We start from the raw sequence: 13,401 nt of genomic DNA, 5'->3' as shown, positions 1-13,401 counted from the left end.
ATGTAAGTGAGTACCTTCGACGTAGAAATCACGTGTTATAGCGACGAAAAATTACTTTTTGTCGTCTTTAACTTCTTCAAACTCCGCGTCTACCACGTCGTCGTCTTGCTTAGGTTGTTCACCAGCGTCAGCACCAGCTTGTTCAGCTTGAGCTTTCTGTTGAGCAATTTCCATTAGCTTTTGAGCTGCTTGCATAAGTTCTTGAACTTTAGCGTCGATAGCTTCTTTGTCGTTACCAGACTTAACTTCTTCTAGTGCCGTGATAGCCGCTTCGATTTTAGCTTTCTCGTCTGCAGGTAGAGCTTCACCAGCTTCTTCTACTTGCTTCTTAGTGCCGTGAATCATTTGGTCAGCTTGGTTACGTGCAGTTACTAGCTCTTCGAACTTTTTGTCCGCTTCTTTGTTAGCTTCTGCTTCTTGTACCATTGCTTCGATCTCTTCCTCAGACAGGCCGCCTGATGCTTGGATAGTGATCTTCTGCTCTTTACCCGTCGCTTTATCTTTAGCAGATACGTTCAGGATACCATCAGCATCTAGGTCGAATGTTACTTCGATTTGTGGCATGCCACGTGGTGCTGGTTGGATACCTTCTAGGTTGAACTGACCAAGAGACTTGTTGTAAGTCGCTTGCTTACGCTCACCTTGAAGAACGTGGATAGTTACTGCGTTTTGGTTGTCTTCAGCTGTAGAGAACACTTGATCCGCTTTAGTAGGGATAGTTGTGTTTTTCTCGATAAGCTTAGTCATCACGCCGCCCATCGTTTCGATACCGAAAGATAGAGGAGTAACGTCTAGTAGTAGAACGTCTTTAACGTCACCAGCTAGTACACCACCTTGAACAGCAGCACCCATCGCAACAGCTTCGTCAGGGTTCACGTCTTTACGTGGCTCTTTACCGAAGAATTCAGTTACTTTAGCTTGAACCATAGGCATACGAGTTTGACCACCAACTAGGATAACGTCAGTGATTTCGCCTACAGATAGGTCAGCATCTGCTAGAGCAACTTTTAGTGGCTCAAGAGAACGTTGAACTAGGTCTTCAACTAGAGACTCAAGCTTCGCACGAGTCACTTTGATGTTCATGTGCTTAGGACCAGTCGCATCAGCAGTAACGTAAGGTAGGTTTACGTCAGTTTGAGTAGTAGAAGAAAGCTCGATTTTCGCTTTTTCTGCTGCTTCTTTAACACGCTGCATTGCTAGTGGATCAGCTTTAAGGTCGATACCTTGCTCTTTCTTGAACTCATCTACTAGGTAGTTGATCATGCGGTTATCGAAATCTTCACCACCAAGGTGAGTGTCACCGTTAGTTGAAAGAACTTCGAAAGTCTTCTCGCCTTCTACTTCATCGATTTCGATGATAGAGATATCGAATGTACCACCACCAAGGTCGTATACAGCGATAGTGCGATCACCACCTTGCTTATCTAGGCCGTAAGCTAGAGCAGCAGCAGTTGGTTCGTTGATGATACGTTTAACATCTAGACCTGCGATACGGCCAGCATCTTTAGTTGCTTGACGTTGAGCATCGTTGAAGTAAGCAGGAACAGTAACAACTGCGCCAGTTACTTCTTCGCCTAGGAAGTCTTCAGCTGTTTTCTTCATTTTCTTAAGAACTTCAGCAGATACTTGAGGAGCAGCCATTTTTTGGCCTTGCGCTTCAACCCATGCATCACCGTTATCAGCTTTAACAATGTTAAAAGGCATGATTTCGATATCGCGTTGAACTTCTTCATCTTCAAAACGACGACCGATTAGACGCTTAATTGCGTATAGCGTGTTTTGAGGGTTAGTAACTGCTTGACGTTTCGCAGGTTGACCAACTAGCGTCTCGCCGTCAGTGTATGCGATTACCGATGCTGTTGTGCGTTCGCCTTCAGCATTTTCTAGTACGCGTGGTTTGTCGCCGTCTAAAACAGCAACACAAGAGTTAGTAGTACCTAAATCAATACCAATGATTCGACCCATCAGGCTATCTCCGAAATATAATCTATATTAGTTTTTGCTATACCCACATATGTGGGGGGCGGTAATCAGGGATTCAACCCTAATACACAAAATTTAAGTGCAAATGTAATTTGCTTTCGTATGCACCATAGATAAGGGCTCACGAAGCCTTTTCAAGGGTGAAAAGGGATTTTTTTACATTTATTTTAATAAAAGGAATGATTAGGCACGAATACATATCATTACCGCCTATATAAGTCCCATAACTGGGTTTATTCACCCTCTACTATCCTTTTTTGTAGCAAAGTCTTATTTCTGTAAACTGACTCTCAAAGAGGCTCCCCTCACACAGCAATTCAGACTGCACTATCGTTTGTTGAGTAAAAATAGATAAGGTGACCTTCTCACTCAATAAAAAACGGAGCCACTTGGGCTCCGTTTATCTACTCAGGGTTTCAGCTCAGATTAAATCTATAGCGGAAAGAATCTCTGAATTAAGCTTCTGCTTTTTGTAACTCAGCTTCTTCATTAGCTTCAACGCCAATTTCGTTTTCAGATTTAGCAACGATAGTGTTCACCGCTGTATCACCAACTACGTTTGAAGAAGTACAGAACATGTCACAGATACGGTCAACAGCAGCAACGATTGCTAGACCTTCTGGTGGTAAACCTAGTTGGTGCAATAGAACACCTACCATCACAACACCGCCACCAGGAACACCACCAGCACCGATAGACAATAGCAGGATAGTTAGACCTAGAGTGAAGATATCAGCAGTGTTGATTGGCTGACCAAACGCGTTTGCTACGAACATAGTTGCTAGCGCGATGTAGATAGATACACCAGACATGTTCATTGTTGCACCTAGTGGTACACCGAAACCCGCTACTGACTTAGATACGTTTAGTTTGTCAGTTAGAGTGCGCATTGTTACTGGGATTGTTGCATTCGAACTTGCTGTAGATAGTGAGAATAGAACTTGCTCACGAGTTGCACGTAGGAACTGCTTTGGAGAAATACCTGTGAATGAACCCACCATCATTGGGTAGAAGAAGAAAATCCAGAACACAAGCATTGCAACCACAAGTGCCACATAGCCAGCAACTGACATTAGCGTGTCTGCATCCAGTGTTGCGCCCAGTTGAATCATCAGAGCAAATACACCGTAAGGCGCCAAGCTCATTACTAGGCCGATAAGCTTCATCATGATTTCGTTAGCCATCTTGAATGTCTTGATAGCTGGACCACCACGAGAATCAAGCGCTTGAATAGCAAGACCTGTCAAAATTGCCATGAAGATGATTTGTAGCATGTCGCCGCTTGCGAACGCTTCTACAGGGTTGCTAGGAACGATGTTAACAACAAGAGAGAAGATGTCTGGCGTTTCAGTTGTTGTAAGCGCAATTGTCTCAGAAACCGTACCGGCTAGATTCGCACCTGCACCTGGTTGGAAAATAAGACCAATCGTTAGCGCTGCTGAAATCGCGATGATGGTGTTAATAATGTAAAGACCAAAGGTTTTACCACCAAGACGACCAAATGAACGAATATCTTTTAGCTCAACAATACCGCAAACAATAGATACGTATACAAGAGGAACTACAAGCAATTTGATAAGTGAGACGAACATACCACCAGCACCTTCGGCAGCACCAAGTAGATACGTATCAAAAATAGCAATACCGCTGAATAGGTACTGAATAGCAGTACCAATAAGTAGACCGGCGAACAAGCCTACAAAAATTTTACTTGAGAGCGATTTATCCATCGTTCTTCTCCAGTTTGTTGTGTTTAAAATTTGTACTTTTATAGTTATATATGCGACCAAAGTCGCTATATGGCAGTGGATTTTACATACAAAGATAACAATTAAAAGTATTTATTTACAAAAATATCACAAATGTGACATCAAAACATTCACTCAATCACAACAAGTTTCATAACACAAAACTCTAAATCGCTGATCTGAATGAAATAAAAAGAACGACATTCTTAATGCGGTTTTGATGCTTATTTACGTGGACTCTCAGGCTATAGACATAAAAAAAGAGAGGCATATGCCTCTCTTTTCATTTCACGTAAACCAGTGATTTATTTTGCCGCCACGACTTATTCAGTCAATGCGCCAGTCAATCAGTTGGTAACGTAATAAGTCATTACTTAGCAACCATAACCATCGCTGGGCGAACCACACGACCGTTTAGTTCGTAGCCTTTTTGCATCACAAACATAACCGTGTTTGATTCATGATCTGGGCTTTCTTGGATAGACATTGCTTGGTGGAATTCAGGGTTGAACGCTTCACCTTCAGGGTTGATCTCTTTAAGACCAAACTTAGCAACTGTATCTACGAACGTCTTGTGCGTTAGCTCAACACCTTCAAACAGTGGCTTAACCACTTCGTTTTCAGCGTCTGCCGCTTGCATTGCACGCTCTAGGTTGTCGATTACAGGAAGTAGACCTTCAGCAAACTTGTTCAAAGCGAATTTACGCGCTTTATCAATTTCTTGTTCGCTACGGCGACGCATGTTTTCAACTTCAGCTTTCGCGCGAAGAACAGAATCTTGCTGCTCTTTCACTTTAGATTCGCTAGAAAGCAGTGCAGCTTCCAGTTGAGCGATTTTTGCTTCCTGCTCATCAGCAGCGTCTTCATTCAGCTCAGCTTCTTCAACTTTCTCAGCTTCAGCGATGATCTGATCTAGCTCTTCTTCGGTTACTTTGTTTTCTTCGTTGCTCATGATATCTCCAGAATTCGTTTTCAATGCAAGTGACAGGCGTGTTTGCGCCCCAAATTGATATAAAACACTCGCATAGACGTTCAACTTGCCTTTATTATGGGGATGAAGAATTTTGATTCAAGCCTAATTCGTTTGGAAACGTTATGAAAAAGCCATTTGAAGTCATCGCCATTATTGGTAAACCTCGAGATCAGCAAGCAATTCAGACTCATAGAGAGCTCTATCAGTGGTTAAGTGCTGAGGGTTATCAAGTGTTTGTTGATGACAGACTCGCCACTATTTTAGACGACATCCCAAAAGAACATTTTTCTAGCCTGATTGAATTAGGTAAACGCGCCGATCTCGCCATTGTGGTCGGTGGCGACGGAAATATGCTCGGTGCCGCTCGAATCTTGTCACGTTTCGACATTTCAGTGATTGGTGTTAACCGAGGCAACCTTGGTTTCCTAACCGATCTCAACCCTGAAAACTTCCAGAGTGCGCTTACTGATGTTCTCAAAGGCGAGTTCATGGAAGAGGAACGCTTCCTGCTTGAAACGGAAATTCACCGTCACGGCCAAATAAAAAGCCATAATGCAGCACTAAACGAAGCGGTACTTCACCCAGGTCAAGTTGCACACATGATCGAGTTTGAAGTCTATATCGACGACAGCTTCGCTTTCTCGCAGCGTTCTGATGGTTTAATCGTGTCGACGCCAACAGGTTCTACCGCCTACTCACTTTCTGGCGGCGGCCCTATCCTGTCATCAAGCCTAAATGCGATCTCACTAGTACCAATGTTCCCACACACCCTTTCAAGTCGACCACTTGTGGTGGATGGCAAGCGTCGTATCAAGCTGATCGTATCGCCTGATAACCGCGGAACTCAGGAAGTGAGCTGTGATGGTCAAATCTCGCTGCCTGTCTCCCCTGGCGATGAGATCCACATTTACCAAAGCCCAAATGTACTCAAACTGATCCATCCTAAGGACTACAATTACTACCACGTTCTACGTAACAAACTAGGCTGGTCGAGTAAGCTGTTCTAACTAAACAGCTCTAGCAATAACCGAAAATTTCAAAGGCTGACGACATTCGTCAGCCTTTTTTATTACCGATTAAAAGCCCACCATCTCGGTCTTTACGCCAATCCACCACATCGTCATTCCCAAGAGGAAGGAACGACCGAGTTGGGAATCTATAGCGGTTTCAGTGATCTACAGACAAGCTTAATTCTGAGAGCTGTCGCAAAAAATTTTCACCCGCCGACTTTACTGTATAAAGAAACAGTATATACTGAGCTTATATACAGTATTGTTCAGTTATACAGGTAAATAAAAATGCTGGCTCATTTAAGTGTTAATAATTTCGCTATTGTTAAGTCTTTACAGCTAGAACTCTCTAAAGGCATGACAACAATCACCGGTGAAACTGGTGCGGGTAAATCTATCGCTATCGATGCTTTAGGCTTGTGCCTTGGAGGAAGATCCGATGCAGGAATGGTTCGACAAGGTGAAGAAAAAACCGAAGTCAGTGCCGCTTTTTTACTTGAGAACAATCTGCATGCTACCCGCTGGTTAGAAGACAACGAATTGCTTGATGGCAGTGAGTGTATCCTGCGCAGAACCATCTCAAAAGAAGGTCGTTCTCGTGCATTCATCAACGGTAGCCCTGTCCCTCTTTCACAATTGAAATCGCTAGGGCAACTATTGATCAACATTCATGGTCAACATGCGCATCACCAGTTGATGAAAAGCGATTACCAAATGGCCATGCTTGATCAATACGCAGGCCACTTGAACCTATTGAAATCAACACGTAATGCTTACCAAGCGTGGCGACAAGCGGATAACCACTTAAAAGAGTTACGTGAAAATAGCCAGCAAAACCAAGCTCAAAAACAACTTCTTGAATACCAAATCAAAGAGTTAAATGAGCTGTCTATTGGGGAGGAAGAATATGAAGACCTCGAACAAGAGCATAAGCGCCTCTCCAATAGCGGAGAACTGGCCACAACCTGTCAGCAAGCTATCGAGCTTATTTATGAAGGCGAAGAAGTTAATGCGCTTGGTATTCTGCAATCGGCCAATAACTCCTTAATTCAGTTAGCTGAGCTCGATGAAAGATTGGCCGAGTTACCGAACTTGCTTTCTGAAGCCATTATTCAGATTGAAGAAACCAACAACGAGTTAAGAACATACCTAGACAGCATTGATGTTGATCCCGGTCGTATGGCTTACGTTGAAGAACGCTTCTCAAAAGTGATGTCAATGTCTCGTAAACACCACGTGTTGCCAGAAGAGCTATATAAGCACCATAAAGATTTATTACAACAAGTTGAAGCGCTTGATTGCTCTGATGAAAAGTTGGAAGAATTGGTAAACGAGGTAGAAAACCAATACCAATCGTTCGTTGCTAAATCAGAGAAGCTTCATAAATCTCGAACTCGTTACGCAAAAGAGCTAAACAAACTGATCACGCAAAGCATGCACGAACTGAGCATGGAAAAAGCGCAGTTTGCCATTGAAGTGAACAACACCAACACACACCCTTCTCCATTGGGTATGGATAACGTGACCTTCATTGTTTCAACCAACCCAGGGCAGCCAATGCAGCCGATTGCGAAAGTGGCCTCTGGTGGTGAGTTATCACGAATCTCACTAGCGATTCAGGTGATCACAGCGCAAAAAGTGGATACACCAAGCCTGATTTTCGATGAAGTCGATGTGGGTATCAGTGGACCAACCGCTGCGGTTGTCGGAAAAATGCTTCGCAAGCTGGGCGAATCTACACAGGTGATGTGTGTGACTCACTTACCTCAAGTGGCAGGTTGCGGTCACCAACAGCTGTTTGTAGCGAAGAACACGAAATCGGGCAAAACAGAGACTCAAATGCACACGCTTGATGAGCAACAACGTGTTTCAGAGCTTGCTCGACTGCTTGGTGGCAGCCAAATTACCGAATCGACGCTTGCCAACGCAAAAGAGCTATTAATCGCAGCTTAGGTTACATATTCAGCAACTTTCTGATAATTTACCGAAAATTCTTGGCAATTTTGCAACTTAATTCAAAATTGCCAGTCATAACAAGCTCAAAGCGCAAGGAGCTTTTTACTTCTTGCTGGAGCTTGTTTATTATCAGGCAGTATTTTAGCGAAGAAAGATCTCAAACTATGCGAATTAAAAAGTGGTTAGTTGCAGTTCCACTTGCACTAACAATGTTGACCGGTTGCTCTCTACTAGAGAAGTTGGTTTATCGAATTGACATCAATCAGGGTAACTATGTTGAACAAGAAGCTGTCGACCAGCTCAAGTTTGGCATGACAAAAACACAAGTTCGTTACGTTATGGGCTCACCTATGCTTATCGAAAATGGCTACCCAGATACGTGGTACTACATTTACCACCATCAGAAAGGTCACAACGACCCTATTCAGAAAAACCTTGTCGTAAACTTTGATGCTACGGGCACTCTGGTAACGATCAATGGTGATTTTGAAGCCAGTGATGAGTTCTTCGAAAGCCTTCGCTAGCTTTCCAGTCAACAAAACTCTCAGCCGATAAAGCTATCAGTCGACAAAGCAAGAATCACAAAAGCCTGCTCATATGAGCAGGCTTTTTAACATCTGCTAACAAATTAGCTGCTGTGTCTAACTAACAGGCACAAAAAAGCTCGCAGATGCGAGCTCTCTTCTAACTTAAATTTGTTTAGCATTACGATTTAGCTGCGGCCGCTTTTGCTTGTTCAGCACGCTTGCGACGAATCTCTTTTGGATCTGCCAATAGCGCACGGTAGATTTCGATACGGTCTTTATCACGAACCGTCGCATCAAGCTTCACGTTACGGCTGAATACACCAACCTTATTTTTCGCTAAGTCGATCTCTGGATACAATTCCAAAACACCAGACTGCGCAATGATCTCTTCAACGGTCGCGTGCTTGTTCACTACCAAAGTAAACACACGCTGTTCATGCGGAAGCGCAAACACAACCTCTACGTGGATCATATCCGATTCAATAGTCATGGCTTAGTAAACCTGTTTCGCGCGTTGAGTAAAAGCACTGACCATATTGCTCGTCAGCTCATTGAAAATCTTACCAAATGCCATTTCAATCATTCGGCTAGAGAACTCAAACTCTAGCTTAAGTTCAACCTTACAAGCTTGCTCGTCGAGCGGAGTAAAGTACCAACCACCCTGCAGCTTTTTGAACGGGCCGTCCACCAGCTCCATCAAAATCTCAGCACCATCCGCTAAACGGTTCGATGTGGTAAATGTTTTGCTGATACCAGCTTTAGAGACATCAACCGAAGCCACCATAGTTGAATCTGAAGATTCGATCACACGCGAACCAGAACACCCTGGCAAAAACTCATGATAACGAGCAACATCATTGACCAAGCTGAACATCTGGTCGGCACTAAACGACACTAATGCTGAACGAGTAACCTTTGGCATATAGACTCCTGTTAAAGACAGCGTTACATTAACACAAACTGCAATTTTAATTGTATTGGGCCAGAGCGCAAATAAAAAGGATTCCCCAACTAGGGCGCAATCCGTATAATGAGGCCATTATGGCAAAGAATAAATCAAAATCAAAAGCCGGTAGTAATACCATTGCGCTTAACAAGAAAGCTCGCCACGAATATTTCATCGATGATGAGATAGAAGCGGGGCTTGAGCTACAAGGCTGGGAAGTAAAATCCCTACGTGAAGGCAAAACCAATATCGCAGAAAGCTACGTTTACATCCGAGATGGCGAAGCATTCATCAGTGGTATGACGATTACTCCGCTAACTCAAGCGAGTACTCATATCGTGGCGAACCCAACACGTATTCGTAAACTCCTTATGTCGAGAAAAGAACTCGACAACCTTATCGGTCGTATTAACCGTGAAGGCATGACACTTGTCGCAACCGCACTTTACTGGTCTCGCTCTTGGGCGAAGATTAAAGTTGGCGTTGCGAAAGGTAAAAAGCTGCACGATAAACGTACTGATATGAAAGAAAAAGATTGGGCGAGAGATAAAGCACGAATTATGAAGAGTAATTTGCGTTAATTTTAAGCACTTAAACGCACAGTGCTAGACAGGGTAAGCTTTTCTGGTACTATGCAAATAACACTTGGGGCTGATTTAGGATTCGACAGGAATTTTGAAGTCTGAGGTGCATGCCGTGGGGCGGTTGGCCACGTTAAAAGCCGCAAAAAAATAGTCGCAAACGACGAAAACTACGCACTAGCAGCTTAATAACCTGCTCAGAGCTCTCTTACCCTAGCTTCCGCTCGTAAGACGGGGACCAATAAGAGATCAAACCCAAACTAGCTAGCGCGGATTCTCCCACCTGAGAGGAAAAGCGCGAATAACAATTCAGGTTAGCCTTTAACTAGCGTGTCGGTTCGCAGGTTGCTGGTGAAATTAAAGATCGACTAAGCATGTAGTACCAATGATGAATGATTTTTGGACGCGGGTTCAACTCCCGCCAGCTCCACCAAACGTTTGGAAAGGGCCAACTCGAAAGAGTTGGCCCTTTTTGTTTGTCTAAAGGTTGAGTAGTAGTAGATAAATTTCTAAATAACAAAGGTTTAGAACTCAAACCATTAACGTCAAAAACAGACACCTAATAAAAAAGCCACACATCCCGTTGCTGAAATGTGTGGCTGTTTGGAACGGTTCTATTATGAATAGAAGCAGGTTTAGGTGTTACTCCATATCACCCAGCACATAATCTTCATCGCTACTCACAACCGCGCCGTGTTTCAGGAAGTTCTTACCTAGGATCATGCTGTATTCAAAGCGAGAGCGATCTTGAAGGTTTACCCTCACCTCTTTCTCTAGGTCTCCAAGCTTAACCTTCATTTCAACGACAGGGCGAATGTTCACCTTCTCGCCTTTCTTGGCTTTGATGCGCATTACATCAATCACTGGCTTGGTGAACTCTTGCTTATCACCTTGGTTGTTTTGATAAGTAAAGGTCACCATGTCTTGGCCATCTTTCTTGAATCGCTTGATGTTCACCGCGTTCATTGAGCTTACATCCGCACCAGTGTCGAGCTTGGCCGGGAACTTCATGCCATTCACTTCAACCACTTCAATGTGCCCAACTTTAAACAGTGGCTCGGCTTTCAATAGGTAGTCTGAGCGCGTGTTTACGTAAACGCCCTCTTTCGCCATCTTCTTACCTAAAATAAAGTACGCTTCTTTCTCATTCGTATTGAGCACGTCGATGGCAAACTCTTGCGTACGCACTTTTCCAGACACCGCAAACTCACCACTTACAACCGGGCGAGTATCATCCCCGACTTTAAGCTTCTTAATAATTGGCTTGGTCACCTTCTGCTTCTCACCATTTACATCCGTAAGATAAAATTCAACGGAGGCATCTTTGCCTTTACCTGTCATTTCAAAACTGTCGACCTTCAACAAAGGCGTATTAACAGTAAAAGAAGCCACAGCCTTAAGCGGGAAGTCATCTAGGGTGATGTCCTCTTCCGGCGAGATAATCATAGGCTCACCAGACTCAGCCACATCACTAAATTTCTCTGAACCTTCTGATAAAATATTCTCAGCACTGGTGTCAATCATGAAGAGTTCGCTGGCAGTGCTGGTTCCAAATCTCAACTGCGACTCACTACTCGAGCGCTCACGTAGGTACACCAGAACGTCTTTGGTTGTGTTTTCATCGAGTTGAACCGGCACATACACCAAAGGCCTTTTCTTACCACTTACGCTTAACATACGAACTAATGGCAGTGTCATCTCTTTCTGCTTGCCATCGTTGTCGAACATATCAAACGTCACTTCACTGTTCTTCTTATCTACATCGATGTCTTTTGCATGCAAAATGCTGTAGCGGTTCTTTAAAGAGAAGGTCGCATTCATCGCCATTCCCGAGATAGAAACCACCTCTTTACGGCCAACCACCGTTGCGTTCTCTTGCTCTTGTAAGTAGTCATAGCCCGCAAACACTAAAGCGTTATCTGCAAGGAAGGTTTTGCCGATCAATACTGGCGCAGAGAAGTGACTTCTGTCGGTCAGGTTAACGTCTGTTTTTAGCTCTTGGTCTGCAATGGTAAGCGACATTTTTACGGTAGGGCGAAGTAAAGGCGTGCTGCTAGTGCGGCTGCGTATCATGCTGACACGCTCTAAAGGCGCTTCGATTAATACCATGTCTCCCGTGCGTGGGTTTTGGATCTTAAAAGACACCACAGCTTCATATTTCGCAAAGGTGCTGCCATCCCAATCATCGTAATCAACATCAGAATTGTTCAACAGGTCTTCGGTTAACGCCGCCATCAACTCTTTGTCTTTGAGGTTTTGGTAATCGGGATTAGAGCTCTTCACATGAATGTCTTCAGCATGCATAGAAGTGGTTTCTGCACCGGTATCAATTTTACCAATGAAAGGAACGTCTTTTAGCCCTTGAACGCTAGATAGGTACACGTTCTCAGTACGGCCTAATACCGACTTACCATCGAGTTCGTAAGTAGGATTTTGAGTGGTGTGTGAAGTATCAGTAGCCAAAGTGTATTGTGAAAAAAGTAGAGTGCTTAAAAGAGTTAGAGCCAAAGGTATCTTTTTCATTAGTTGGTCCGTTGTGATCAGTTCACTAATAATACTGGCGTTTCAGCGAAGAGTTCCCCCACCAGTAATGGTTCTCACAAAACGTTAACGCTATGAGTTTTTCAATGACAAACCGATGACTTTGCGCTGCATTCGCTTATCGATTATTGACTAATGGATACCCAATAACCTTTTCAATGCTCGGTGTTCTATTGGAGAAATGAATACAAAAAAGGCCAACGACAAGCGCTGACCTTAGCTATTCAAAACACACCTGAAGCGAGTTTAACTTGCTAAAACACAAACGGTTCTAGATAAACATAGCACTAAAAAGTCCCGACTGTTTTCTTTGCGCAGATAGCTCGAGCTTTTTCTGCGTCCTCACCTTTATTTTTGAGATAGCACTGTCGATAAGATTCGACGTAGCGCTCAAATAACACCTTAGCTTCAGGTTGTGGTTTAGAGAGCAGTTGGTTAACAAACTTTCTTGAGCCGACCTCAAAATGCTGAGTATCGATTGGGCTATTCCAATCCCCTCCCCAGATCATAAATCCGTGATGGGCAAAAAGCTCAACCACATCTTCAGCCATGCCGCGGCGTTCTATTTCATCACGCGCACGAAAGCGAGTACGGTTCACATAACTTGTCGCAGATTGTGAAGGCTTTACCGTGATCTTTCCGTTGCTATCGAACGCTAAGAAAGGATTTTGAACTGGGTTGATGTCTATCGCCACACCATAAGCATGCTTCGACCAACCACCTCCACCTATAATAGGACGAGCATTAAACGCACTGCTGTTGTTCGCGTCCATTGAGGCGTTATCGTCACCTCTGAATTCACGCATTAGGCGAGCGGAATGAAGAGGAAAATTGCGCTGTTTGAGCTCCGAAAAAATTTGTTCAACAGCAGGTGCAACCACATCAAGCACGATCATATTGCCCTGTTGCGTTTCCCCTTTGAAATTAATGAAATCGAAATCCACTTTGGATAGTCGCTCACAACCGACAGGCGCACCACTACTCAAGACATTGTTCTTTTTCATCATGTCGCATTGCCATTGAGATATAGGGGCAACTTGGCCGTAACTCGCAACACTGAGAACAGTGGCCAGCCAGCCGACAATAAAACGTTTCATATCAAAGACTCAAAATAGTAAGTGTGAAAAGTAGCAGAA

At 43.8% G+C, this 13,401-nt stretch carries 11 protein-coding genes and 1 other RNA gene; 5 read left to right on the top strand and 7 right to left on the bottom strand.

Annotated elements, in window-relative coordinates:
• Positions 1 to 51: 51 nt before the first annotated feature.
• The 3 genes from dnaK to grpE all read right to left on the bottom strand — a co-directional run bounded on the left by dnaK (position 52) and on the right by grpE (position 4,683).
• Complete coding sequence (gene dnaK, locus BCU34_RS01740) at positions 52 to 1,965, bottom strand: molecular chaperone DnaK (RefSeq protein ID WP_019823919.1); 1,914 nt, start codon at positions 1,963 to 1,965, stop codon at positions 52 to 54.
• A gap of 473 nt (positions 1,966 to 2,438) precedes the next feature.
• A complete protein-coding gene (locus BCU34_RS01735) occupies positions 2,439 to 3,713 on the bottom strand; it encodes a dicarboxylate/amino acid:cation symporter (RefSeq protein WP_019823920.1) in 1,275 nt (424 codons plus the stop codon).
• 388 nt (positions 3,714 to 4,101) lie between these two features.
• Positions 4,102 to 4,683, bottom strand: a complete 582-nt coding sequence (gene grpE, locus BCU34_RS01730) for a nucleotide exchange factor GrpE (protein WP_019823922.1) — start codon at positions 4,681 to 4,683, stop codon at positions 4,102 to 4,104.
• 143 nt (positions 4,684 to 4,826) lie between these two features.
• Between grpE and nadK the strand changes: the two genes are divergently transcribed.
• From nadK to bamE, 3 genes are all read left to right on the top strand, one after another.
• Complete coding sequence (nadK, locus tag BCU34_RS01725) at positions 4,827 to 5,711, top strand: NAD(+) kinase (RefSeq protein ID WP_017066747.1); 885 nt, start codon at positions 4,827 to 4,829, stop codon at positions 5,709 to 5,711.
• 291 nt (positions 5,712 to 6,002) lie between these two features.
• Positions 6,003 to 7,667: a DNA repair protein RecN gene (gene recN / locus BCU34_RS01720; RefSeq protein ID WP_102478368.1), complete on the top strand. Its 1,665-nt coding sequence runs from the start codon at positions 6,003 to 6,005 to the stop codon at positions 7,665 to 7,667.
• A gap of 167 nt (positions 7,668 to 7,834) precedes the next feature.
• Positions 7,835 to 8,194, top strand: a complete 360-nt coding sequence (bamE, locus tag BCU34_RS01715; protein WP_009848326.1) for an outer membrane protein assembly factor BamE — start codon at positions 7,835 to 7,837, stop codon at positions 8,192 to 8,194.
• Between the two features lie 181 nt (positions 8,195 to 8,375).
• Here bamE and BCU34_RS01710 read toward each other — a convergent pair whose 3' ends face one another.
• Positions 8,376 to 8,687, bottom strand: coding sequence for an RnfH family protein (locus BCU34_RS01710; protein WP_009848325.1), 312 nt, complete (start codon positions 8,685 to 8,687; stop codon positions 8,376 to 8,378).
• 3 nt (positions 8,688 to 8,690) lie between these two features.
• Positions 8,691 to 9,119, bottom strand: a complete 429-nt coding sequence (locus BCU34_RS01705; RefSeq protein ID WP_017106599.1) for an SRPBCC family protein — start codon at positions 9,117 to 9,119, stop codon at positions 8,691 to 8,693.
• Between the two features lie 119 nt (positions 9,120 to 9,238).
• Between BCU34_RS01705 and smpB the strand changes: the two genes are divergently transcribed.
• On the top strand, positions 9,239 to 9,724 hold the full coding sequence (smpB, locus tag BCU34_RS01700) for an SsrA-binding protein SmpB (protein ID WP_004735156.1): 486 nt from the start codon (positions 9,239 to 9,241) through the stop codon (positions 9,722 to 9,724).
• A 66-nt stretch (positions 9,725 to 9,790) separates the two neighbouring features.
• Positions 9,791 to 10,157, top strand: a transfer-messenger RNA (tmRNA) gene (gene ssrA / locus BCU34_RS01695).
• A gap of 209 nt (positions 10,158 to 10,366) precedes the next feature.
• Here ssrA and BCU34_RS01690 read toward each other — a convergent pair.
• Positions 10,367 to 12,247, bottom strand: a complete 1,881-nt coding sequence (locus BCU34_RS01690) for an ATP-dependent zinc protease (protein WP_102479241.1) — start codon at positions 12,245 to 12,247, stop codon at positions 10,367 to 10,369.
• 305 nt (positions 12,248 to 12,552) lie between these two features.
• Positions 12,553 to 13,362: a M15 family metallopeptidase gene (locus tag BCU34_RS01685; protein ID WP_055318878.1), complete on the bottom strand. Its 810-nt coding sequence runs from the start codon at positions 13,360 to 13,362 to the stop codon at positions 12,553 to 12,555.
• Positions 13,363 to 13,401: the final 39 nt, after the last annotated feature.

Source organism: Vibrio sp. 10N.286.45.E10 (genome assembly GCF_002874195.2).
Taxonomy (GTDB): Bacteria; Pseudomonadota; Gammaproteobacteria; order Enterobacterales; family Vibrionaceae; genus Vibrio; species Vibrio crassostreae.
The sequence above is the reverse complement of the archived record's forward strand: the minus strand, read 5'-3'. Positions and strand labels throughout refer to the sequence as shown.